The organism is Kluyvera sp. CHPC 1.251 (assembly GCF_036759945.1).
In the GTDB taxonomy this organism is placed as follows: Bacteria; Pseudomonadota; Gammaproteobacteria; order Enterobacterales; family Enterobacteriaceae; genus Kluyvera; species Kluyvera sichuanensis.
In genome coordinates, this window is sequence record NZ_JAPKIC010000001.1 from 44,573 (window position 1) to 68,989 (window position 24,417).

Here is a 24,417-nt window from a genome sequence, read left to right on the forward strand (position 1 = left end):
ACATGAAAAAAACCGTTATTGCGCTGCTGGCCCTGGTGGCCAGCGGGACGGCGCTGGCAGCAACGCCGTGGCAGAAAATCACCCAGCCTATTAGCGGCAGCGCGCAGTCTATTGGCGCTTTTGCCAACGGCTGTATCGTTGGCGCACAGGCGCTACCGCTACAATCAGACACCTATCAGGTGATGCGTACCGACCAGCGCCGCTACTTTGGCCACCCGGATCTGGTGCAGTTTATCCAGCGCCTGGGCAACCAGGTACAGCAGCATGGCATGGGCACGATGCTGATTGGTGATATGGGGATGCCTGCCGGCGGGCGCTTTAACGGTGGACACGCCAGCCACCAAAGCGGTCTGGATGTTGATATTTTCCTGCAGCTACCGAAAGCGCGCTGGAGTTCCGCTCAACTGCTGAAACCTCAGGCGCTGGATTTAGTCAGCGCGGACGGCAAACGTGTGGTCCCCACGCTGTGGAAACCGGAAATCGGCCAGATGATTAAGCTGGCGGCTGAAGACCGTGAAGTGACGCGTATTTTTGTTAACCCAGCCATTAAACAGCAGCTTTGCCTGGAAGCGGGTAACGACCGCGACTGGCTGCGTAAAGTTCGCCCGTGGTTCCAGCACCGTGCGCATATGCACGTACGTCTGAAGTGCCCGGCGAACAGCCTTGAGTGTGAAGAGCAGGCACCGCCTCCGGCCGGAGACGGCTGCGGCGCTGAGCTGCAAAGCTGGTTTGAACCGCCAAAACCTGGCACCACTAAACCTGTGAAGAAGACGCCTCCTCCGTTGCCGCCTTCCTGCCAGGCGCTACTGGATGAACACGTACTCTAATGGACAGCTTCTCCGCATTATTTATGGTTGAACCACTGATGCTGGTGGTCCTTTTCTTTACTGCGATTCTGGCGGGTTTTATTGACTCACTGGCGGGTGGCGGTGGTTTGCTGACCGTGCCGGCGCTGATGGCCGCCGGGATGCCACCTGCGCAGGCGCTGGCGACCAACAAGCTGCAGGCCTGCGGCGGGTCGCTTTCTGCCTCACTCTATTTTGTGCGTCGCAAAGTGGTGAACCTCGCGGATCAAAAGCTCAATATCCTGATGACCTTTATCGGCTCGATGACCGGCGCGCTGTTGGTGCAACACGTGCAGTCAGAGATCCTACGTCAGATCCTGCCGCTGCTGGTGATTGGTATTGGCCTCTATTTTCTGCTGATGCCGAAACTCGGCGAAGAGGACCGTCAACGCCGCCTGCACGGCCTGCCTTTTGCGCTGGTAGCCGGTGGCTGCGTTGGTTTTTATGACGGCTTTTTCGGCCCCGGCGCCGGTTCATTCTACGCGTTAGCGTTTGTGACGCTGATGGGCTTTAACCTCGCTAAATCGACCGCGCATGCCAAAGTACTGAACGCCACGTCAAACGTTGGCGGGCTGCTGCTGTTTATCATCGGCGGCAAAGTCATCTGGGCCACCGGATTCGTGATGATGGTCGGGCAGTTTTTCGGTGCCCGCATGGGTTCTCGCTTAGTATTAAGTAAAGGGCAGACGCTGATCCGCCCGATGATTGTGGTGGTTTCCGCGGTGATGAGCGCGAAGCTGCTGTATGACAGCCATGGACAGCAAATCTTGCATTGGTTAGGGATGAATTAATGACGAACACGCACGATTACCAGCAGCTGGTCGCTATTTTCGATGGCTGCTTTGCCGATGAGTTTAATACTCGTCTGATTAAAGGCGACGACGAACCCATCTATCTTCCGGCTGATGCCGGGGTGCCCTATAACCGTATCGTTTTTGCGCACGGTTTTTTCGCCAGCGCGCTGCACGAGATCTCACACTGGTGTATTGCCGGAAAGGCACGGCGTGAACAGGTCGATTTTGGCTACTGGTACTGTCCAGACGGACGCGATGCCAAAACCCAGGGGCAGTTTGAAGACGTTGAGGTGAAGCCGCAGGCTTTTGACTGGTTGTTCTGCGTGGCGGCGGGCTTCCCGTTCAACGTTAGCTGCGACAACCTGGAAGGTGATTTTGAGCCGGATCGTATTGTGTTTCAGCGACGCGTGCACGCCCAGGTGATGACCTATCTTGCCGAAGGTATCCCGCCGCGCCCGGCTAAGTTCATCAAGGCACTACAGAATTATTACCATACGCCGTCCCTAACGGCGGAACAATTTCCATGGCCGGAAGATCTCTAAAGCCATGTTACCGAAAGAGGAAAGAAGATGATCGCGGAGTTTGAAGCACGCATTCTGGCGTTAATTGATGACATGGTGGAGCACGCCAGTGATGATGAGCTGTTTGCCAGCGGTTATCTGCGTGGCCATTTAACGCTCTCCGTGGCGGATCTGGATGAAGATGAAGTCCATAACGCCGATGCGCTGTATCGCAACGTAACCCAGAGTCTGGAAACAGCTATCAGCGCCGGTGAACTCTCCCCGCGCGACCAGGCACTGGTGAAAGAGATGTGGGATAACCTCTACCAGCAGGCTTCCCACTAATCGCTATTGCCCGGTATCGCTGCCGGGCAATTGCCTTGTTTATTTTACCGCTTTTCCCTTCAGCAGTTTTCTGACCCACAGTCGATTAGGATTGAGCGCCGCCAGGGTGTGTGCATCCAGCGGTAGTGGTTCATCACTCATTTGTGCCGCGAGCACTTCCGCCGTTAACGGGGCCGTACACAGCCCACGCGAGCCCAGCCCACCCAGCATAAACAAGTCCTGATAGTACGGCGCGGAAGCCGCCGCTTGTGGATCCTCATTCAGCGTTGCGTACTCGGCGAGCGTGGCGGCGTAATCCGGAACGTTACCGACCATCGGCAAGTGATCGCGCGTGGCGCACCGAACGCCGCAGCGGGCTTCATTGGCGCTAATGTCCACTTCCTGCGCCCAGCGTTGCTGTGGGAAACAGTCAATCAGACGCTGGCGGTTATGCTGCTGGTCTTCCTCGTTAAACACCATGTCGCGCTGCCCACGATGGTAGCTTGCGCCAATACAGTGCTGCTGGTTATTAGGATTTTGCGGTGTTAAATAGCCGTCGTAGCACAGCACCTGGCGCAGGTTTGACAGGTTCTCAGCGGTGGGGATATGGCTGACCTGGCCACCGACGGCATAGACCGGCAGCGCCTCAGTCTGGGCTAACTGATTGATGTTATGCCCGTTTGCCAGCACCATGGCAGGGGACGAGGTGGTTTGCCCATCGGCAAAACTAAGCTGCCAGCCATCGACGTCGCGGGTGAGGGCCGTCAACGTTTTTCCCCAGAGCACCTGAAGGCCCTGTTGGCGAGCCAGTTCGAAGGCTCCGGCAGTTAACTGCGCGGGACACAGCCAGCCACCGAGCGGGTATTGAATACCTCCGCAGTCGGTTGTCAGCCCTACGCTTGCGTGAACGTCATTTGCTGTCACCGCATGAGCAATCTCTGCAGGCAGATCCATGGCCAGCATATTGGCGATTTTCTCCGCGCTTTTTTCATCAAAGCCAAGCTGTGTCACGCCGCACCACTGATGATCAAACGCTACGGGCAGGGCGTCGTAGAACCGTCGGGCGTAGAGAAATGCGGCGGGGAAGAACTGCGCCAGCGCGGCATCGTGGGCGCTTAACAGGGGATACAGCGCACCCTGGCGATTGCCCGATGCACCCTGAGCAGGTGCATCATCGGCGCAATAGAGCGTCACCGCCCAGCCGCGACGCAGTAAGGCCAGGGAAAGCAGGGCGCTGGCAATGCCGCCGCCGATAATCGCAACATCGCGCTTTTCGCTAGCAATACGTGCAAACCACGGTGTGCGCTTTTCGTTAGGCTGGGCGAGTGCCATTTCACCGATCAGCATGTCGCGTTTGCGGCCAAACCCCTTGGTCTTGTGCATGGTGAACCCGGCGTCCTGCAAGCCACGACGAACAAATCCTGCTGAGGTGAAGGTGGCAAGCGTACCGCCCGGTCTGGCGGTTCTCGCCATCGCGGCAAACAGCGTTGGGGTCCACATATCCGGGTTTTTCGCGGGGGCGAAGCCATCAAGGAACCAGGCATCGACCTGCTGATTAAAGCTATCGTCGAGTTTGTCGGTGAGCTCGTTGATATCGCCAAACCATAAATCCAGGGTGACGCGACCCCCGTCGAGCAGCAGGCGATGACAGCCAGCCAGCGGCAGCGGCCACTGTGCCTGGAGCTGTTCAGCCCACGGTGCCAGTTCCGGCCAGTGCTGATGCGCCAGACGCAAATCATCGGCTTTGAGCGGAAATTTTTCAAAACTGACGAAATGTAATCTTTGTAGCGTAGCGTCAGGATGCTGGCGGCAAAAGGCGTCGAACGCCTGCCACAGCGTCAGGAAATTGAGGCCGGTACCAAAACCACTTTCTGCCACCACAAACAGCGGGCGGGGGTGGACTGGGAAGCGTTCTTCCAGATGGTTACCGCCGAGAAAGACGTAGCGTGTCTCTTCCAGACCATTGTCATTGGAGAAGTAGACATCATCAAAATCTCGGGAAACAGGTGTACCCTCACTGTTAAATTCGAGGTTGGCAGATTGTATGGCGTTATGTTTCACGTAAGTTACTCGTGCGGCAAGGAGTCTGAGGATCTTAACGATGCGGGCTCGAAGGCGCAAATTTCTGCATAAAATTGCTGATCGGACTTGTTCGGCGTACAAGTGTACGCTATCTTGCGACTCGAAACTTTAAAATAGTGATGACTTACAGAGGTATTGAATGAAACGTGCAGTGATTACTGGCCTGGGTATCGTTTCCAGCATCGGTAGCAACCAGCAGGAAGTCCTGGCATCTCTGCGTGAAGGACGCTCGGGGATCACTTTCTCTCAAGAGTTCAAAGATTCTGGTATGCGTAGCCACGTATGGGGTAACGTCAAACTGGACACCACCGGTCTTATCGACCGCAAAGTGGTCCGTTTCATGAACGATGCCTCTATCTATGCTTATCTCTCCATGCAGCAGGCGGTTGAAGACTCTGGCCTGAAAGCAGAAGATTATCAGAACAACCCGCGCGTAGGCCTGATTGCCGGCTCCGGTGGTTCTTCTAAAGCGCAGGTATTTGGTGCTGACGCAATGCGTAGCCCACGTGGCCTGAAAGCGGTGGGTCCATACGTTGTGACCAAAGCGATGGGTTCTGCGGTTTCCGCGTGCCTCGCTACGCCGTTCAAAATTCACGGTGTGAACTACTCCATCAGCTCTGCATGTGCCACCTCCGCACACTGCATCGGTAACGCAGTAGAGCAGATTCAGCTGGGCAAACAGGACATCGTTTTTGCCGGTGGCGGCGAAGAGCTGGGCTGGGAAATGGCCTGTGAGTTCGATGCGATGGGCGCACTGTCTACCAAATACAATGAAACGCCAGAGAAAGCTTCCCGTACCTATGACGCGCACCGTGATGGTTTCATCATCGCAGGCGGCGGCGGTATGGTTGTGGTTGAAGAACTGGAACACGCACTGGCTCGCGGCGCGCATATTTATGCAGAGATCGTTGGTTACGGCGCAACGTCCGATGGCGCAGACATGGTTGCTCCATCCGGTGAAGGCGCAGTGCGCTGCATGAAGATGGCGATGCACGGCGTTGATACCCCAATCGACTACCTGAACTCCCACGGTACTTCTACGCCGGTAGGCGATGTGAAAGAACTGGGCGCTATTCAGGAAGTGTTCGGCGACAACAGCCCAGCAATTTCTGCAACTAAAGCGATGACCGGTCACTCTCTGGGCGCCGCTGGCGTACAGGAAGCTATCTACTCTCTGCTGATGCTGGAACACGGCTTTATCGCCCCAAGCATCAACATCGACGAGATGGACGAGCAGGCTGCGGGTCTGAACATCGTGACGGAACCAACCGACCGCGAACTGACTACCGTCATGTCCAACAGCTTCGGCTTCGGTGGTACTAACGCCACGCTGGTCATGCGCAAGCTGTAATTTTTACAGTTGGTGAGAAAAAGGAGCCTTCAGGCTCCTTTTTTTATGCGTTGACAATCGCCTGAAATAACAGGCAAACTCCTGGCTCAACATTATCATCACGATAATGCGTAAGCGTTCAACGTCAACCAACGCACCTTAATCCTGATGATCAGGTAGAGGGGGCGTGGCCACAGTACCTCGCCTTACTCAGCATTCTGGAGTAAAGCATGACAGCAGTCACTCAAACTGAACCAACATCGTCTTCGAACGGGTCGTTATTTCGCATCGCTTTTGCGGTGTTTTTGACCTATCTCACCGTCGGCATTCCGCTGCCGGTCATTCCCCTATTTGTGCACCAGGAACTGGGCTATGGCAACACCATGGTGGGCATTGCCGTGGGCATTCAGTTCTTTGCTACCGTTCTGACGCGCGGCTACGCCGGGCGTCTGGCGGATCAGTATGGCGGTAAGCGCTCGGCATTGCAGGGCATGGCCGCCTGTGCGTTTGCCGGGGCAGCCTGGCTTGGTGCGGCGCTGCTGCCGGTGGATGCGATGATCAAATTTGGTCTGCTTATTGTCGGACGCTTAATCCTCGGCTTTGGTGAAAGTCAGCTGTTAACCGGCACCCTGACCTGGGGAATGGGGCTGGTGGGGCCGAAGCAATCCGGCAAGGTGATGTCCTGGAACGGGATGGCGATATTCGGTGCGCTAGCCGCAGGGGCTCCACTGGGGCTGTTTATCAATGCGCGCTATGGTTTTGCCGTGCTGGCCGGGGTCACCATGGCGCTGCCGTTGCTGGCCTGGGCCTTTAACGGCTCGGTGCGTAAGGTCGCCGCGATGGCCGGGGAGCGTCCGTCGCTATTCAGCGTCATTGGTCTTATCTGGAAACCGGGCATGGGGCTGGCGCTTCAGGGTGTAGGCTTCGCGGTGATTGGTACCTTCGTATCGCTCTACTTTATGAGCAAAGGCTGGTCGATGGCGGGCTTCACGCTGACGGCATTCGGTGGCACCTTCGTACTGGTGCGTATTCTGTTTGGCTGGATGCCGGATCGCTTTGGTGGCGTGAAGGTGGCCGTGGTCTCGCTGCTGGTGGAAACCGTGGGGCTGCTGTTGCTGTGGCAGGCGCCGAGCGCATGGGTGGCGCTTTCCGGTGCGGCGTTGACCGGAGCCGGCTGCTCGCTGATTTTCCCGGCGCTGGGCGTGGAAGTGGTGAAACGCGTGCCGCAGCAGGTTCGTGGTACGGCGCTGGGTGGCTACGCCGCGTTCCAGGATATCGCACTGGGCGTATCCGGGCCGCTGGCAGGCATGCTGGCTACCTCATTCGGCTACCCGTCCGTCTTTCTGGGCGGAGCGATTTCTGCCGTGCTGGGGATCGTGGTCACCCTCTGGTCATTCCGTAAGTAATCGTGATTGCCCGGCTCCGCGCGTCTGGGGGCCGGCAACCGCTTTGCGCGGCAGGAAATATTTCACCTGGAATTCAAACATGTTGGTGTACAGAATCGAGTAATCGATAGGGTTCGACTGTTCATCAATGGCCTGTGTCTGCATACGAATAATCGGGTCTAACGCACTGATATGCAGAAGGTTGGCCACGTCCGGCGACGGTAGAATGGGCTGAATAGACTCATAGCAGCCAAGAATTTTCACGCCGCACTCATTCTCAATATAGGCAAACTTCGACTTCTTCATATGGGCGAGCGTCAGGTCCGGGAACCGACTGGCGGAGAGCCACGTCTCTTCAATCTGCATGGCAATATTGTCGATTAAACGCAGACGCTTGGCATAGTAGACCGGTTCGCCGAGCATCACCCGCAGGTTATTGGCAATCTCTTCAGAGGCGGTCTGTAGCTCAAACTTCAGGATCTGGCTGGTGGGCGTTTTGCCCTCGTTGCGGGCGATTTCGGTAAAGCTATCGAGATGGGTCACGGAGGCCTGGAAATGTTTATTTCGCAGATAGGTGCCTGAACCATGCCGCCGTTCAATCATCCCTTCCTCTTCCAGCGTTTTTAGCGCTTTGCGTAACGTATTGCGCGAAACATCATAATGCTCTGCCAACTCTTTTTCCGATGGCAGAAGATCGCCGATATTGTAGATTGAGCTGTTTAATCTGTTTTTAAGCAGATTGATGATGCTCTGATAAACCACTTTTGAACCTCCTTAAATCCTTTTTAAACAAAAGGTTACAAAACCATTTCCGTAATAATGCATCAACACGTTCAGCTATCAGTCAATTATTGAACAACTTTGGCATCGTTAACTGTGATCGCAATGCAAGTTAAGAAAAATAACAATAATTAAAGTGGGCGTCAATGAATGACATATTTTTTGAGAAAGGAAATAGGATGCAAAATATATTATTAGACTACGCGATTGAAATATCAAAAAGAATGAAAAATTGGGATCGTCTGGATAACTAATCGTTATTTTAATTGATTGGTAAATTATTTTGTTAATAATTTTTTATTTTTATTATAAAATTAAGGGACCATTATGGGGTTGATGAATTCATTTGAACGCGGGATGGAGAAAATTCTCGTTCCGATAGCCATTAAATTAAACTCGCAGATCCACGTTTCAGCCATTCGCGATGCCTTTATTCTGTCATTCCCAATCGTCATGGCCAGCTCGCTGATTATTCTCATTAACTTCGCCATCCTCTCGCCGGACGGCTTTATCGCCAGTATCCTGCATCTGGGAACGATATTCCCGAACCTGGCCGATGCTCAGCAAATATTTACCCCGGTGATGAACGGCTCGGTCAATATTATGGCGGTGCTAATTACCTTCCTCGTGGCGCGTAATATGGCGATAAGCTACCAGCAGGATGATCTGCTGTGTGGCCTGACCGCTATTGGCGCGTTCTTTGTGGTCTATACCCCGTATACAATTATCGACGGGCAGGCTTACCTGAGCACCAAATATCTGGGGCCGCAGGGGCTGTTTGTGGCGGTTATTGTCGCGCTGCTGGCGAGTGAAATTTTCTGCCGTCTGGCGCGTAATCCGAAGGTGACCATTAATATGCCAGCCGCAGTACCGCCTGCAGTAGCACGCTCCTTCAAGGTACTGCTGCCGATCTTCTTCGTGATGATCTTCTTCTCGGTGCTGAACTACCTGCTGTTAAAAATCTCGCCAAACGGCCTGAACGACCTGATCTATTCCCTGATCCAGGCGCCGCTGAAGGATATGGGCACCAACATCGTGACCGTATTGATTCTGGGGCTGGTGGCGAACTTCTTGTGGATCCTCGGTATTCATGGGCCGAACACCGTGGCGGCGATTCGTGAAACCATCTTCTCAGAAGCGAATCTGGAGAACCTCTCCTATGCGGCTTCCCACGGCTCCACCTGGGGCGCGCCGTACCCGATTACCTGGACCGGTATTAACGACGCCTTCGCCAACTGCGGCGGCTCCGGGATGACGTTGGGTCTGCTACTGGCTATTTTTATTGCCTCTCGCCGCAAGGATTACCGTGACCTCGCCAAGATGGCCTTTGTGCCTGGCCTGTTTAACATCAACGAACCGGTGATGTTCGGTCTGCCTATCGTACTGAACCCGATTCTGGTGATTCCATTTATTCTGGTGCCGTTTATTAACTCGCTGATTGGCTACTTCTTTATTACCCTGGAAATCATTCCACCGATTGCCTACGCGGTGCCGTGGACCACGCCTGGGCCGCTTATCGCCTTCTTTGGCACGGGGGGGAACTGGATGGCGCTCTTCGTCGGCATACTGTGCCTGGTCGTCGCAACGCTTATCTATCTGCCGTTCGTGATTGCCGCCAACAAAGTCAATATGTCGGCCGCAGCGGAACAGAATGCTTAACGAAGGTAACGGCACACATGGTCCCCTCGCCCCATTGGGGCGAGGGGACATACGCGCACCATTTTTCGGGAGATAAAGATGATTAAGCTGATTATTACCGACCTCGACGGCACTTTCTTAAACCGCCATGGCGATTATAACCGTGAGTTGTTCCCGCAGATTAAGGCATTGATGCAGCAGCAGGGGGTGGCCTTTGCGCTGTGTACCGGCAAACAGTGTGAGCGCGTTGAGGAGCTGTTTGGCGAACAGGTACATGATTTCTGGATCCTGGGCGACAGCGCCACGCGGATTAAACACGCTGGAGACTATGTCTATCAGTCGCTGATCAAAAACGCGCTGGGGCGTGAAATCATCCACACGCTTGAGGAGGCCAACAGCGAGCCGGTGATCATTGCCTGCACGCCGTTTGGGGCGTATGTCAAAAACACCATTGCCCCGGAGATGCTGCTGAAAGTGAAGATGTCCTACGCCAATGTGGTGCAGGTTGCGGCATTCGATGAGGTCGGCCACGACTTCGTTAAAATTTCCCTCTTCGACATCAAAGGCCGCTGCCCGCAGATTAAGCCGCATCTCGCGGATTACTTTGATAAAGCCTATATCGTGGTATCAGAAGACGCGTGGATTGATATCGCCGACGTGGGCGTGCACAAAGGCCATACGGTGGAAATTCTGCAGGAGAAGCTGGGCGTCAACAAAGACGAAACGATGGTTTTTGGCGATGGGTTGAACGATATCGAACTGATGACCCGCGCCACCTGGAGCTTCGCCATGCGCAATGCGTTTGACGAAACCAAGCAGGCCGCGCGGTTTATTACCGGCAGCAATGATGACGATGCGGTCATGACGACCATTGCCCAGGTGCTGAGTTTACAGCAGCACCCAAAGTAGTATCGCCACCACGATCAGCACCACAAAGGCCAGCCCAGGGCGTGCTGACAGCGACTTTATTGAAGTAATCATCGGCGCGAACGGCGCGTAAATCGGCTGAATGTTCCGCGCCTCCAGCGCCTCTGCATGCGCCACGCGTTCACGCTCAATACGCTTGAGAAACAGGAGATTGAGCAACTCCTGAACCTGAACGGTGGTGAGCACCGTCTGCGGTGTCATATTCCAGTTCTGCTGCCCGTAATCGCGCAATACCTGAAACTCCTGATCGCCCAGCGGCTGCTTAAGTGCGGCCTGCAGCACATTAAGCGTAGGGGCTGGGTGCGTGCTCAGCGTTAGCCGAGCCTGCAATAACGTCACCAGCGAGGTGAAATATTTTGCGGGGATCAGCTCACTGGTCTTCACCGGCGAAAATTCCTGTAGCGACTGCCATAGCGGTTTATTGGCGTCACTGGACGACGATGGCGCTTTATCGGAGTAGAGCGCGTCGGGCTTCACGCTGGCGAGCTCAATCAGCGACTGCCAGATTTGCTTGCTCGACTCGCCGGTTGCTGCGGACAGCTTGCTGACCAGTTGGTTGAGCGTGGTGTACTCCGCCGGCAGTAGCGGACGGTCGGTCGCCGGGCGCTGCTGCGGCTGAGGAATCGACAGCTGGCCACGCTGGAGCAACTGCAGCACATTATTAAGCTGCGGCGGGGTAAGCTGGTTCAGGGCGGTGTGCCCGTACTGTTGACGGATAAAATCACTGACGGCCTGGCGATTATTGCCCTGGCCCAGCAGTTCGGTGAGCTGTGAGAGCGTCTGCCGCATGCTGAGGTTCTGCTCGGCAGTGCCGATACGCTGGTTCAGATTCTGTTCCGCCGCCGGAAAATGACGCGCCAGCAGCGGCGTATCACCTTTCAGTCCCAAATCGTGTTTCACGCCCGCCCACACTTCGGCATTTTGCTGCGACGTCATGGTGATAAGGCGCGTGATCAAGCGCTCCAGCACGGTGCGTTGCTGAAGGTTAAGCGGCTGCTCTCCGGCACTGGAAAGCGGAGTGGGACCGGCCCCCGGAGGGCGCGCAGGCATACCTGAGATGGGTTGCGTCATGATTCATCCTTTCTGTAAAGCGGTACTGATACCAGGCGCGAGTATTCCTGGCGGCAAGATTATGGCACACTTCCCCGGTTTACTCTCGTTCTCAGACAGGTACTGAACCGTGAAAATCCTTGTTGATGAAAATATGCCCTACGCCCGTGAGCTTTTTAGTCGTCTGGGCGAAGTGAGGGCTGTTCCTGGCCGCCCGATCCCGACCGACGCGCTAACCGATGCCGATGCGCTGATGGTGCGCTCGGTAACGAAGGTGAATGAAGCGCTGCTTGGCGACAAGGCGATTAAGTTTGTTGGTACCGCCACCGCGGGCACCGACCACGTCGACCAGCCGTGGCTGGCGCAGGCGGGCATCGGTTTTTCTGCCGCGCCGGGCTGTAATGCCATTGCGGTGGTGGAATATGTCTTCTCGGCGCTGCTGATGCTGGCCGAACGCGACGGTTTTGCGCTGGCTGACCGCACCGTCGGTATCGTCGGCGTGGGTAACGTCGGCGGCCGTCTGCACAAGCGTCTTGAAGCGCTGGGGATTAAAACGCTGCTCTGCGATCCGCCGCGTGCGGACAACGGCGATGAAGGGGATTTCCGCTCGCTCGACGAACTGGTCGCTGAGGCTGACGTCATTACGTTCCACACGCCGTTGTATAAAGAAGGTCAGTATAAGTCGCTGCATCTTGCCGACGAAACGCTGATTCGCCGCCTGAAGCCGGGGACGATTCTGATCAACGCCTGCCGTGGCCCGGTGGTGGATAACGCCGCGCTGTTGAAATGTCTGGAAGCGGGGCAGAAACTGAGCGTGGTGCTGGATGTCTGGGAGCCCGAACCGGATCTCAACCTGGCGCTGCTCGATAACGTCGATCTGGGCACCTCGCATATCGCCGGCTACACGCTGGAAGGTAAAGCGCGCGGCACCACCCAGGTGTTTGAAGCCTACAGCCAGTTTATTGGCCAACCACAGGAAGTAGCGCTCTCGACGCTGCTGCCGGCGCCGGAATTTGGCCGTATTAGCCTGCATGGCCCGCTCGATCAGCCTACGCTGAAAAGACTGGTCCATTTAGTGTATGATGTGCGCCGCGATGACGCGCCGCTGCGAAAAGTGGCGGGTATCCCCGGCGAATTCGACAAACTGCGCAAGAACTATCTCGAGCGTCGCGAATGGTCATCATTGACCGTTGAGTGTGATGATGCCGATGCGGCCGAGCTGCTGCAAAAACTCGGGTTTAACGCCGTACACTGTTAATGTCTTCTTAATCACTCTGCTGGATACTCCGGCAGAGTCGCATTTTTTCTGGAGTAAATCACCATGTCTGAAGGCTGGAATATTGCCATCCTGGGCGCAACCGGCGCCGTAGGCGAAGCCCTGCTTGAAACCCTTGCTGAACGTCAGTTCCCGGTGGGTGATATCTATGCGCTGGCGCGCACCGACAGCGCGGGCGAACATCTGCGTTTTAACGGTAAATCGGTCAGAGTACAGGACGCTGCAGAGTTCGACTGGACTCAGGCTCAGCTGGCGTTCTTTGCTGCCGGTCAGGAAGCCTCGGCGAGCTACGCGGAAGAAGCCACCAACGCGGGCTGCCTGGTCATCGACCTCAGCGGTCTGTTCGCGCTGGAGCCGGACGTACCGCTGGTGGTGCCGGACGTGAACCCATTCGTAATGGCCGACTACCGTAACCGTAACCTGATTGCCGTCGCCGATAGCCAGACCAGCCAGCTACTGGCTGCGCTGAAGCCGCTGATTGATGACGGCGGCCTGTCGCGTATCAATGTGACCAGCCTGATTTCTGCTTCCGCGCACGGCAAGAAAGCCGTCGATGCGCTGGCAGGGCAGAGCGCCAAGCTGCTGAACGGTATTCCGATTGATGAAGATGACTTCTTTGGCCGCCAGTTGGCGTTCAACATGCTGCCGCTGCTGCCAGACCGCGAAGGTAGCGTGCGTGAAGAGCGTCGTATCGTCGACCAGGTTCGCAAAATCCTGCAGGACGAAGGCCTGATGATTTCTGCAAGCTGCGTGCAGTCGCCGGTATTCTACGGCCATGCGCAGATGGTGAGCTTTGAAGCCATGCGCCCGCTGTCTGCGGAAGAAGCGCGTGATGCTTTCTCCCGCGGTGAAGATATCGTGCTGTCTGAAGAGGGTGAATTCCCGACCCAGGTTGGCGATGCCACCGGCAGCGCGCATCTTTCCATCGGCTGCGTCCGTAACGATTACGGGATGCCGGAGCAGGTTCAGTTCTGGTCCGTCGCCGACAACGTCCGCTTCGGCGGCGCGCTGATGGCGGTCAAAACCGCTGAGAAACTGGTGCAGGAGTATCTGTACTAATGTCTGACAAAGAGCTGCTGCCGGTCTATCGAATTGCGCTGGGCATTGAATACGACGGCAGCAAATACTACGGCTGGCAGCGGCAAAACGAAGTGCGCAGCGTGCAGGAGAAGCTCGAAAAAGCGCTCTCGCAGGTGGCAAACGAGCCTATCAACGTGTACTGCGCCGGGCGTACCGACGCTGGCGTTCACGGCACGGGCCAGGTGGTGCACTTTGAAACTCGTGCGCAGCGAAAAGACGCCGCATGGACGCTGGGGGTAAATGCGAATTTACCTGGTGACATCGCGGTACGTTGGGTGAAAGCTGTTCCCGACGATTTTCACGCGCGCTTTAGCGCGACGGCGCGCCGCTATCGCTACGTTATCTACAACCACCGGCTGCGCCCGGCGGTGTTGAGCCAAGGGGTGACCCATTATCACCAGCCGCTGGACGCGGAGCGGATGCACCGCGCCGCGCAGAGTCTGCTGGGCGAGAATGACTTCACCTCGTTTCGTGCGGTGCAGTGCCAATCGCGTACGCCGTGGCGTAACGTTATGCATATCAACGTGACGCGCTATGGCAACTATATTGTGGTGGACATCAAAGCAAACGCCTTTGTGCACCACATGGTAAGGAACATTGTTGGCAGCCTGATGGAAGTTGGCGCAGGAAACCAGCCGGAGAGCTGGATTGCAGAACTGCTGGCGGCAAAAGACAGGACGCTTGCCGCCGCAACGGCAAAAGCGGAAGGGCTGTATCTGGTGGCGGTAGATTATCCCGCCCACTTTGCACTGCCCGCCGCGCCGATGGGCCCGCTTTTCCTGGCGGACTAACGAAGTCATTTAGGGCTAAGACAATATGGATCTCATCCGTTTTTTGATTGATTTCATCCTGCACATTGATGTGCACCTGGCGGAGCTGGTTGCGCAGTACGGCATCTGGGTATACGCCATTCTGTTCCTGATTTTGTTCTGCGAAACGGGGCTGGTGGTAACGCCGTTCCTGCCGGGCGACTCGTTGCTGTTTGTTGCCGGTGCGCTGTCGGCGCTGCCAACCAACGATCTCAACGTCCATCTGATGGTGGTGCTGATGGTGATTGCGGCGATCGTCGGGGATGCGGTGAACTACACCATTGGGCGGCTGTTCGGCGAGAAGCTGTTTAGCAATCCAAACTCGAAGATCTTCCGTCGTAGCTACCTCGATAAGACCCATGCGTTCTACGATAAGCACGGCGGAAAAACCATTATTCTGGCGCGATTTGTGCCTATCGTCAGAACATTTGCGCCATTTGTGGCGGGAATGGGCCATATGTCCTATCGTCATTTTGCTATCTACAACGTGACCGGTGGGCTGCTGTGGGTACTGTTGTTCACCTACGCGGGCTATCTGTTTGGCGATCTGCCGGTGGTTCAGGAAAACCTGAAGCTGCTGATTGTCGCTATCATTGTGCTGTCGATATTGCCGGGCGTGATTGAAGTGATTCGCCACCGTCGCAAGGCGGCAAAAGCGGCAAAATAAACCCTGCACACGGGGCACGATTCAGCCGTGCCCTGTTACGACATGTTTCGCGGTTCGACCACTTTTTTATGCCAAGTTTCGGGCTGTTATGTTTTAATGTGCAACATTCATGGTCTATGAGGGGCAAAAGTGGCATTATGCGCGCCCCCTTATGGCAAAACTGGCATCGACCAGGTTCAGGCAGAAAGGTTATCAATGAGCTGGATTGAACGAATTAAAAGCAATATCACACCTACCCGCAAGGCGAGCATCCCGGAAGGGGTATGGACCAAGTGCGATAGCTGTGGTCAGGTTCTGTATCGCGCCGAGCTGGAGCGTAACCTCGAGGTTTGCCCGAAGTGCGATCATCACATGCGTATGTCAGCGCGTAATCGCCTGCATAGCCTGTTAGATGAAGGGTCCCTGGTAGAACTGGGAAGTGAGCTTGAGCCAAAAGACGTGCTGAAGTTCCGTGACTCTAAAAAATACAAAGATCGTCTGGCATCCGCTCAGAAAGAGACGGGTGAAAAAGACGCGCTGATCGTGATGAAAGGCACCCTGCACGGGATGCCGGTTGTCGGTGCGGCCTTTGAGTTCTCCTTTATGGGTGGCTCAATGGGTTCTGTTGTCGGTGCGCGTTTTGTCCGTGCCGTTGAACAGGCGCTGGAAGACAACTGTCCGCTGATCTGCTTCTCCGCTTCCGGCGGTGCGCGTATGCAGGAAGCGCTGATGTCTCTGATGCAGATGGCGAAAACCTCTGCGGCGCTGGCGAAAATGCAGGAACGCGGTTTACCGTATATCTCCGTGCTGACCGACCCAACCATGGGTGGTGTCTCCGCGAGCTTCGCGATGCTGGGCGACCTGAACATCGCTGAGCCGAAAGCGCTGATTGGCTTTGCCGGCCCGCGCGTTATTGAACAGACCGTTCGTGAGAAACTGCCGCCGGGCTTCCAGCGCAGTGAGTTCCTCATCGAGAAGGGCGCTATCGACATGATCGTTCGCCGCCCGGAAATGCGTCTGAAGCTTGCCAGCATTCTGGCGAAGCTGATGAATCTCCCGGCACCGAACCCGGACGCGCCGCGCGAAAGCGTGGTGGTGCCACCGGTACCGGATCAGGAACCAGAGGCCTGATAGTGTAAGGGCAGGGCCGGGTGGCTCTGCCCTTTTTGCTTTTATTCACCGTTGTTGGATGTTGCGGCACTATGGACAAAAATCTTATTCCTCAGGCCACGTCGCCCCTGGCTACGTGGCTTTCTTATCTGGAAAACCTCCACTCAAAAACCATCGACCTCGGCCTCGAACGTGTTAGCCGCGTTGCCGGTCAATTAGATGTCCTGCAGCCTGCGCCGTTTGTCTTCACCGTTGCTGGAACCAACGGCAAAGGCACCACCTGTCGCACGCTGGAAACCATCCTGATGGCCGCGGGCTATAAGGTAGGGGTTTACAGTTCCCCACATCTGGTGCGCTACACCGAACGGGTACGTGTGCAGGGCGCTGAGCTTGCCGAAAGCGCCCACACCGCTTCATTTGCGGCGATTGAAGCCGGACGTGGTGATACCTCGCTGACCTATTTCGAATACGGCACCCTGTCGGCGCTGTGGCTGTTTAAGCAGGCAAAACTCGACGTGGTGATTCTGGAAGTGGGCTTAGGTGGTCGTCTTGATGCCACGAACATAGTTGATGCCAACGTCGCCGTGGTGACCAGTATCGCGCTGGACCACACCGACTGGCTGGGGCCGGACCGTGAAAGCATTGGCCGTGAGAAAGCGGGCGTCTTCCGCGCTAACCGTCCTGCGGTGGTTGGTGAGCCGGATATGCCGCACACCATTGCCGATGTGGCCCATGAAAAAGGTGCGCTGCTGCTGCAGCGTAACGTTGACTGGCGCTATACCGTCGAAGGCGATAGCTGGATCTTCAGCGACGCGCAGGGCGAACTGCGTAACCTGCCGTTGCCGAACGTGCCGCAGCCTAATGCCGCCACGGCGCTTGCCGCGCTGCGCGCCAGCGGGCTGAAGGTGAGCGAAGCGGTGATTCGGGAAGGCATCGCCAGCGCTATTCTGCCAGGCCGTTTCCAGACCATCCAGCTTGAGCCACGCGTGATCCTCGATGTTGCACATAACCCGCACGCCGCGGCCTATCTTGCCGGGCGTCTCAAATCGTTGCCGAAAACTGGGCGAGTGCTGGCGGTTATTGGTATGCTGCATGATAAGGACATCGCCGGTACGCTGGCGTGTCTGGAGGACGTTGTGGATAGCTGGTACTGTGCGCCGCTCGAAGGACCTCGTGGCGCCACGGCGGAACAGCTGCGCGAGCATCTGCGCGCAGGGGCCGTCTTTACCAGCGTAGTGCAGGCATGGCATGCCGCCATGGCTGACGCAGCGCCCGAAGATACGGTGCTGGTGTGTGGTTCATTCCACACGGTAGCGCATGTGATGGAAGCGTTGGACGCGGGGAGTGCCGGTGGCAAGTAAGTTTCAAAACCGTCTCGTCGGGACGATAGTATTAGTTGCGCTGGGGGTCATTGTGCTGCCAGGGCTGCTTGACGGGCAAAAAAAGCATTATCAGGATGAGTTCGCGGCGATTCCGCTGGTGCCAAAACCGGGGGACCGTGATGAACCTGATATGCTGCCGACGGCCACGCAGGCGCTGCCTGCTCAGCCGCCTGAAGGGGCGGCGGAAGAGGTGAGGGCAGGTGATGCGGCAGCACCGTCGCTGGACTCCAGCCGTCTGGCAGTGAACGGCAACGGCGATCTTGAACAGATCCCGCCGGCTGCCGAACTGCCGAAGCCAAAACCAGTAGAAAAACCGAAACCAAAACCGCAGCCTGTCGCTGAACAGGTTGCGGCAACGACGCCACCGCCGAAAGCCGCGCCGGAAGAGAAGCCGGCACCGGTAGGTAAAGCGTACGTGGTGCAGCTTGGTGCATTGAAGAATGCGGATAAGGTGAACGAAATTGTGGCGAGTCTGCGCGGTGCGGGTTATCACGCCTACACGTCGCCTTCGACGCCTGTTCAGGGTAAAATAACCCGTATTCTGGTCGGTCCGGATGCCTCGAAAGATAAGCTGAAAGGTTCACTTGGTGAACTGAATCGGTTGTCGGGGCTCAGCGGCGTGGTGATGGGATATACGCCGAACTAAGGCGTAGGTTTCTACCCCTCACCCTAACCCTCTCCCCATAGGGGAGAGGGAACTGTAGGGAGACGCCGGTAAGTTCGGCGCTGACTTTCTCCCTCGCCCCACTGGGGAGAGGGCCGGGGTGAGGGGTGTTGAACAACGCCGAAAACGACCAAAAAACGATGGCGTTGAATATTTTTTCAGCGCCATTTTTTATTTACGCCGGGGAAGGAAATCCCTACGCAAACGTTTTCTTTTTCTGTTAGAATGCGCCCGAACTGGATGACAGGGCGTAAAATCGTGGGACATATATGGTCTGGATTGATTACGCCATTATCGCGGTGCTGGGCTTATCTTGCTTGGTGAGCCTCATCCGCGGCTTTGTTCGTGAAGCATTATCGTTGGTGACATGGGGCTGTGCCTTCTACGTTGCCAGCCATTACTACACTGACCTGTCAGTCTGGTTTACGGGCTTTGAGGACGAACGGGTTCGAAATGGGATTGCTATTGCGGCGCTGTTCATCGCGACGCTCATCGTCGGCGCTATCGTCAACTTTGTGATAGGCCAGCTGGTGGAAAAGACCGGTTTGTCGGGTACAGACAGGGTATTGGGGATCTGCTTCGGCGCATTACGTGGGGTGCTGATTATCGCCGCTATCTTGTTCTTCCTTGACACCTTTACCGGGATGGCCAAAAGCGATGACTGGCAGCATTCGCAGTTTATTCCCTATTTCTCACCGGTTATCAGATGGTTTTTTGAATACCTTCAAAGCTCGTCAAGTTTCTTGCCCAAAGTATAAGCTTTGGGTCGTTGCTTAACGAGGAAAAGACGTATGTGCGGTATTGTCGGTATCGCCGGTGTCATGCCGGTAAACCAGTCGATTTATGATGCGCTAACGGTGCTGCAGCACCGTGGACAGGATGCCGCTGGCATCATCACCATTGATGCCAACAACTGCTTCCGCTTGCGTAAAGCGAACGGTCTGGTGAGCGATGTCTTTGAAGCCCGCCACATGCAGCGTATGCAGGGCAACATGGGTATTGGCCACGTGCGTTACCCAACGGCGGGCAGCTCCAGCGCCTCTGAGGCCCAGCCTTTTTACGTCAACTCCCCGTACGGCATTACGCTGGCGCATAATGGTAACCTGACCAATGCGCACGAGTTACGTCAAAAGCTGTTTGAAGAAAAACGCCGCCACATCAACACCACCTCCGATTCTGAAATCCTGCTCAATATCTTCGCAAGCGAGCTGGATAACTTCCGTCATTACCCGCTGGAAGCCGACAATATCTTCGCTGCTATCGCCGCAACCAACCGCCAGATTCGCGGTGCGTATGCCTGCGTCGCGATGATCATCGGCCACGGCATGGTGGCTTTCCGTGACCCGAACGGTATTCGTCCACTGGTGCTGGGCAAGCGTGATATTGGCGACGGTCGCACCGAATATATGGTGGCCTCCGAAAGCGTGGCACTGGACACCCTCGGTTTTGAGTTCCTGCGCGACGTTGCACCGGGCGAGGCGGTCTACATCACCGAAAACGGCCAGCTGTTCACCCGTCAGTGCGCTGACAATCCGGTGAGCAACCCGTGCCTGTTCGAATACGTCTACTTCGCGCGTCCAGACTCCTTTATCGACAAGATTTCCGTCTACAGCGCCCGTGTGAACATGGGAACCAAGCTCGGCGAGAAGATTGCGCGTGAATGGGAAGATCTGGATATCGACGTGGTGATTCCAATTCCGGAAACCTCCTGCGATATCGCGCTGGAAATTGCCCGTATTCTCGGCAAACCGTACCGTCAGGGGTTTGTGAAAAACCGCTACGTCGGCCGTACCTTTATCATGCCGGGCCAACAGCTGCGTCGTAAATCCGTTCGCCGCAAGCTCAATGCTAACCGCGCTGAATTCCGCGATAAGAACGTACTGCTGGTGGATGACTCCATCGTGCGCGGTACGACTTCTGAGCAGATTATTGAAATGGCGCGTGAAGCCGGGGCGAAGAAGGTTTATCTGGCCTCTGCGGCACCGGAAATTCGTTTCCCGAACGTCTACGGTATCGATATGCCAACCGCCACCGAGCTGATTGCTCACGGGCGTGAAGTGGATGAGATTCGCCAGATCATCGGTGCCGACGGTCTTATCTTCCAGGATCTGGACGATCTGATTGACGCGGTACGCGCGGAGAACCCGGATATTCAGCAGTTTGAATGCTCGGTATTCAACGGCGTGTATGTGACCAAAGATGTTGACCAGACCTATCTCGACTTCCTCGACTCTCTGCGAAACGATGACGCGAAAGCGGTGCAGTTGCAGAATGAAGTGGAAAATTTAGAGATGCATAACGAAGGGTAAATCAGGAATGCCGGATGGCGACGCATCGCGTCTTATCCGGCCTACCGTCCACCCTTGTTGTAAGCCGGATAAGGCGTAGCCGCCATCCGGCTTTTTTTATGCTTATACCTCGTCTACCCAGATCCGCATTTCGCCTTCGCCTCGGTTGGCCCAGCTAAACCACGGGATAAAGGTTAACGTCTGCTTCTCCACCGCCGTCTGGCGATTATCAAAGCTGTAGAGCGGCTTGTCTTCCTGCGCGGTCAGCACGCGAAGCCCTTCCGCCTGCAACAGAATCTTGCCTTTTAGTACGCCCACGCCCTGAATCTCGCGGAAGACGCTCTCTTTTGGCAGCGACAGGTTATGCAGTTCGCTGCCGTTATCCGCCTCTTCCAGGCAGTAGACCAGCGGCCCACGCTGAATCGCCACTTTCCCTGCCGCATGGCGCACCAGCGGGTTGGCATAGACGCGCCGGATAGTCATCGGCAGGTGCAGCGTAATCACGTCACCTTCCTGCCACTCCCGGTGCAGATGCAGGTAACCGTTGAGCGTGTTACCCACCGCCGACTGACCGTTGACCAGCACCTTCGGTGCTTCACACCACTCCGGTAGACGCAGCGCCAGGGTGTGTTCGACCGCTTGCGGATGCGTGAAGCGAATGTTCACCTCTTCATCCCACGGGTAGTTGCCTTCGATTTTGAGCGCCAGCGTCTGCTCGTTCACCGTGAACTGCGCTTCGCTACCGGCGTAGAAGTTGATGAACAGCGCGTCCGGACGCGGGGTGAAAATGTAGTGGCCGATAGCAACCAGCGTACGCGCAATATTCGGCGGGCAGCAGGCGCAGCCGAACCAGCGCTGGCGAACCGGTTTAATGTGATCGTAGATATGATTATGTGGAATGCTTTTCGGGTGCGTCTCCAATGGGTTGACGTAGAAGAAGTGCTTACCGTCCAGCGCCATCCCCCCGAGCACCGTATTGTAGAACGCGCGCTCCATCACGTCGGCGTAGTGGGCGTCTCCCTCCATTTCTAACATGCGGCGGGCGAACATCATCAGGCCGATCGAGGCGCAGCTTTCACCGTAGGCGGTGTCGTTCGGCAGGTCGTAGTCGCTGGTAAATGCTTCGCCAATCCCCTGCGAACCGATGCCGCCGGTGATATACATGCGGCGCTGCACCATGTTGTCCCAGATGCGCAGACAGGTCTGGCGCTTATCTTCGTCGTGGGTCATGCGGGCGATATGCGCCAGCCCGGTCATCAGGTACACCGAGCGGACGGCGTGGCCGACCGCTTCGTGCTGCTCGGAAAGCGGCTTATGCGCATGGGTGTACGATTTGTCTTTAATCATGCCCGGCCAGGCATCACCCCAGCCCACCCAGTGGCGAGTGCCGCCGCGTTTTTCAAACTCAATATCGTAGTAGTACGGCTGCTGACCGCGCTCTTCAACGAAGAAACGGGCCAGTGCCTGATAGCGAGGTTCTTTTGTGACTTCATACAGACGCATCAGCGCCAGTTCAATTTCCGGATGCCCCGGATAACCGCGCAGCTGATTGGGGTTGGGGCCGAAAACCGTGTCGATGTGATCGGCAAAGCGGCAGGAGATATCGAGCAGACGACGCTTGCCGGTGGCGTGGTAAAACGCCACCGCCGCTTCGAACAGGTGCCCGGCGCAGTAGAGCTCATGGCACTCTGCGACGTTGGTCCAGCGTAAGCCCGGCTCTTTTACGGTATACCAGGTATTCAGATAACCATCTTCACACTGCGCTTGCGCCAGCAGTTCAATCACCTCATCAGCGGTCTTTTCCAACTGGGCGTCAGGTTTCTGGCTGAGTGACCAGGCAACCGCTTCCAGCCATTTGGTGACGTCGCTGTCCTGAAAGACCATGCCATAAAAATCACCCTGTTCAAGACCGGCGGCAATGCGGTAGTTTGCCAGCGCGTGGCTGGGTTCCGCCTCCGGAAGATTGTCATTAAGCGCTTCCCATTGATAAGGGATAACCACGTCGCGGATGAGGCGCTGATATTCCCCTAAAAACGGGTCGGTAATGGTGATTTGGTTCAGATCGGCTTCAATCACATCAGACTGCATCATGTTTACCTCAGGAAATGTGTGAATGGCGTTGGTGAAGATCAGTAGAAATACGTTTCATCATTGGGCCGTTAAGACGGCACTTCAGCAGGCACATAGCGAGCACAAAGTGGAACACGGCTGGCACCAGGCTTTGCAGCAGGGTGATGCCATGGATAGACGCTGGCGTCTGGTTTCCAAGCCCCGGCTGATAGGCCACCATAATCAGGATCAGGCTGATAATGCCGCCTGAAGAGGCCCAGGAGAGCTTGATGAAAAAGAGGTTAAAGGCGAAATTCATCCCGGAGGAGCGCACGCCGGTTTTCCATTCGCCGTAGTCGTCGGCGAAGGCCATAATCGAGAAGTGCAGCGGCAGGGTGAAGCCCTGAATCACGCTGTTAACCGCAATGCAGACCAGCCACAGGACCTGGTACTGGGGGCCAACCGGGAGGAAGTACATGCCAATCCCGAACGCGACCAGCACCAGGTTCGTCCAGTAGTAGAGACGCACCATATCGACGCGGCGAGAGAGCGGGTTGACGATCACCGCCCCGGCAATGCCGGAAATGGTGAGGATACCGAAGAACATCGACATATACCCAGCGCCGCCCTCCAGCGCGTAGGAGATGAAGTACATGTAGCCGCCGCCGCGAATACAGAGAATATTCACCAGCAGGAAGGACATGATCAGCATCATCAGCAGCTGGTCATTTTTACGCAGCCCGGCCAGGTGTTCGCGCAGGGTAAAATTACCCGCCAGTGATAGCGGCACACGCTCTTTCACCCAGAAGAAGCACAGCAGGAACAGCACCATGCCGATGGTGCACAGCACGGTAACGCCATACTGATAACCTTTCGCCAGGTTGCCCTGACCAAAGAATTCCACCATCCACGGCAGGCCGACGGAGACGAGGAAACCGGCAATGCCGCTTAACACGAAGCGCCAGGACTGGCAGGACATCACCTGATCGTGGCGGTTGGTGATGGCATTAATCAGCGCGCAGTAAGGCACGTTGTTGGCGGTATAGCCGATAGAGAGCAGGAAGTAGGTGCCGAACGCCCACGCGATTTTCATGTTTGCGCTCATGTCCGGAACGGTAAACGTCAGGATACCGATTACGCCAAGCGGTACAGCCGTCCACAACTGCCACGGACGAAAACGCCCCCAGCGGCTGCGAGTTCGGTCGGCAATCACGCCCATCACGGGATCGGAAACGGCATCAAAGATACGCAGGGTAAAGAACATGGCGCCGACAATGGCGGGGCTTAGCCCAAAAACGTCGGTGTAGAAAAAGAGTAAAAAGCCGCTAATCAAATCTGAGATGCAATGCCCGCCGGCATCGCCTAATCCATAGCCTATCTTTTCGCGGGTAGAGAGCGTCTCTCCCGCATCAACGGTCTGTACATCAGTATCCAGGTTATCAGCAATGGTCATAACCA

At 56.1% G+C, this 24,417-nt stretch carries 22 protein-coding genes; 17 read left to right on the plus strand and 5 right to left on the minus strand.

The genetic code is table 11. The features are described 5' to 3' along the window. Positions 1-2: 2 nt before the first annotated feature. Genes mepA through V6940_RS00240 form a run of 4 tightly spaced genes read left to right on the plus strand, consistent with a single transcriptional unit; the run spans position 3 to position 2,484 of the window. Positions 3-827, plus strand: a complete 825-nt coding sequence (gene mepA / locus V6940_RS00225; protein ID WP_333494392.1) for a penicillin-insensitive murein endopeptidase — start codon at positions 3-5, stop codon at positions 825-827. Continuing rightward, positions 827-1,636: a sulfite exporter TauE/SafE family protein gene (locus V6940_RS00230; protein ID WP_035895081.1), complete on the plus strand. Its 810-nt coding sequence runs from the start codon at positions 827-829 to the stop codon at positions 1,634-1,636. Before mepA ends, V6940_RS00230 begins: the two co-directional genes overlap by 1 nt. Then, a complete protein-coding gene (locus tag V6940_RS00235; protein WP_333494393.1) occupies positions 1,636-2,181 on the plus strand; it encodes an elongation factor P hydroxylase in 546 nt (181 codons plus the stop codon). Before V6940_RS00230 ends, V6940_RS00235 begins: the two co-directional genes overlap by 1 nt. A 27-nt stretch (positions 2,182-2,208) precedes the next feature. Beyond that, positions 2,209-2,484 (plus strand): YfcL family protein, encoded by a 276-nt coding sequence (locus tag V6940_RS00240; RefSeq protein ID WP_333494394.1) that lies wholly within the window; start codon positions 2,209-2,211, stop codon positions 2,482-2,484. Between the two features lie 39 nt (positions 2,485-2,523). On the opposite strand, the gene mnmC is transcribed toward V6940_RS00240, so the two are convergent. Further along, complete coding sequence (mnmC, locus tag V6940_RS00245) at positions 2,524-4,524, minus strand: bifunctional tRNA (5-methylaminomethyl-2-thiouridine)(34)-methyltransferase MnmD/FAD-dependent 5-carboxymethylaminomethyl-2-thiouridine(34) oxidoreductase MnmC (RefSeq protein WP_333494395.1); 2,001 nt, start codon at positions 4,522-4,524, stop codon at positions 2,524-2,526. Positions 4,525-4,684: 160 nt separating this feature from the next. Here mnmC and fabB point away from each other — a divergent pair, with 160 nt between their 5' ends. Further along, complete coding sequence (gene fabB / locus V6940_RS00250; protein WP_185666770.1) at positions 4,685-5,896, plus strand: beta-ketoacyl-ACP synthase I; 1,212 nt, start codon at positions 4,685-4,687, stop codon at positions 5,894-5,896. 209 nt (positions 5,897-6,105) lie between these two features. Next, positions 6,106-7,281: an MFS transporter gene (locus V6940_RS00255; protein ID WP_333494396.1), complete on the plus strand. Its 1,176-nt coding sequence runs from the start codon at positions 6,106-6,108 to the stop codon at positions 7,279-7,281. Here V6940_RS00255 and V6940_RS00260 read toward each other — a convergent pair. Then, entirely contained in the window at positions 7,267-8,022 is a 756-nt protein-coding gene (locus V6940_RS00260) for a GntR family transcriptional regulator (protein ID WP_333494397.1), read from the minus strand. The two genes, V6940_RS00255 and V6940_RS00260, sit on opposite strands and share 15 nt — an antisense overlap. A gap of 345 nt (positions 8,023-8,367) precedes the next feature. Between V6940_RS00260 and V6940_RS00265 the strand changes: the two genes are divergently transcribed. Next, the gene (locus tag V6940_RS00265; protein WP_333494398.1) at positions 8,368-9,699 is read left to right on the plus strand and encodes a PTS sugar transporter subunit IIC; all 1,332 of its coding nucleotides are present in this window, start codon (positions 8,368-8,370) and stop codon (positions 9,697-9,699) included. Between the two features lie 78 nt (positions 9,700-9,777). Beyond that, entirely contained in the window at positions 9,778-10,587 is an 810-nt protein-coding gene (locus tag V6940_RS00270) for an HAD-IIB family hydrolase (RefSeq protein ID WP_333494399.1), read from the plus strand. On the opposite strand, the gene V6940_RS00275 is transcribed toward V6940_RS00270, so the two are convergent. Next, positions 10,567-11,676 carry a flagella biosynthesis regulator gene (locus V6940_RS00275; RefSeq protein ID WP_333494400.1) on the minus strand — a complete coding sequence of 370 codons (1,110 nt, stop codon included), beginning with the start codon at positions 11,674-11,676 and terminating at the stop codon, positions 10,567-10,569. The genes V6940_RS00270 and V6940_RS00275 overlap by 21 nt on opposite strands. 109 nt (positions 11,677-11,785) lie before the next feature. Between V6940_RS00275 and pdxB the strand changes: the two genes are divergently transcribed. From pdxB to purF, 9 genes are all read left to right on the plus strand, one after another. Next, entirely contained in the window at positions 11,786-12,913 is a 1,128-nt protein-coding gene (gene pdxB / locus V6940_RS00280) for a 4-phosphoerythronate dehydrogenase PdxB (protein ID WP_333494401.1), read from the plus strand. Between the two features lie 63 nt (positions 12,914-12,976). After that, on the plus strand, positions 12,977-13,990 hold the full coding sequence (locus tag V6940_RS00285; protein WP_035892524.1) for an aspartate-semialdehyde dehydrogenase: 1,014 nt from the start codon (positions 12,977-12,979) through the stop codon (positions 13,988-13,990). Further along, positions 13,990-14,802 (plus strand): tRNA pseudouridine(38-40) synthase TruA, encoded by an 813-nt coding sequence (gene truA, locus V6940_RS00290; RefSeq protein ID WP_333494402.1) that lies wholly within the window; start codon positions 13,990-13,992, stop codon positions 14,800-14,802. Before V6940_RS00285 ends, truA begins: the two co-directional genes overlap by 1 nt. A 25-nt stretch (positions 14,803-14,827) precedes the next feature. Further along, positions 14,828-15,487, plus strand: a complete 660-nt coding sequence (locus tag V6940_RS00295; RefSeq protein ID WP_333494403.1) for a DedA family protein — start codon at positions 14,828-14,830, stop codon at positions 15,485-15,487. Positions 15,488-15,682: 195 nt separating this feature from the next. Continuing rightward, positions 15,683-16,597, plus strand: coding sequence for an acetyl-CoA carboxylase, carboxyltransferase subunit beta (gene accD / locus V6940_RS00300; RefSeq protein ID WP_035892521.1), 915 nt, complete (start codon positions 15,683-15,685; stop codon positions 16,595-16,597). 71 nt (positions 16,598-16,668) lie between these two features. After that, entirely contained in the window at positions 16,669-17,937 is a 1,269-nt protein-coding gene (gene folC / locus V6940_RS00305; protein WP_333494404.1) for a bifunctional tetrahydrofolate synthase/dihydrofolate synthase, read from the plus strand. Continuing rightward, positions 17,927-18,604, plus strand: a complete 678-nt coding sequence (gene dedD / locus V6940_RS00310; RefSeq protein ID WP_185666781.1) for a cell division protein DedD — start codon at positions 17,927-17,929, stop codon at positions 18,602-18,604. The genes folC and dedD overlap by 11 nt, the downstream gene beginning before the upstream one ends. A 287-nt stretch (positions 18,605-18,891) precedes the next feature. After that, a complete protein-coding gene (gene cvpA, locus V6940_RS00315) occupies positions 18,892-19,380 on the plus strand; it encodes a colicin V production protein (protein WP_185666782.1) in 489 nt (162 codons plus the stop codon). 33 nt (positions 19,381-19,413) lie between these two features. Further along, the gene (gene purF, locus V6940_RS00320; RefSeq protein WP_185666783.1) at positions 19,414-20,931 is read left to right on the plus strand and encodes an amidophosphoribosyltransferase; all 1,518 of its coding nucleotides are present in this window, start codon (positions 19,414-19,416) and stop codon (positions 20,929-20,931) included. A gap of 102 nt (positions 20,932-21,033) precedes the next feature. On the opposite strand, the gene V6940_RS00325 is transcribed toward purF, so the two are convergent. Both V6940_RS00325 and V6940_RS00330 read right to left on the minus strand, forming a co-directional pair. After that, positions 21,034-23,001, minus strand: a complete 1,968-nt coding sequence (locus V6940_RS00325) for a glycoside hydrolase family 127 protein (RefSeq protein ID WP_333494405.1) — start codon at positions 22,999-23,001, stop codon at positions 21,034-21,036. A gap of 7 nt (positions 23,002-23,008) precedes the next feature. Then, positions 23,009-24,412 carry an MFS transporter gene (locus V6940_RS00330; RefSeq protein ID WP_333494406.1) on the minus strand — a complete coding sequence of 468 codons (1,404 nt, stop codon included), beginning with the start codon at positions 24,410-24,412 and terminating at the stop codon, positions 23,009-23,011. Positions 24,413-24,417: the final 5 nt, after the last annotated feature.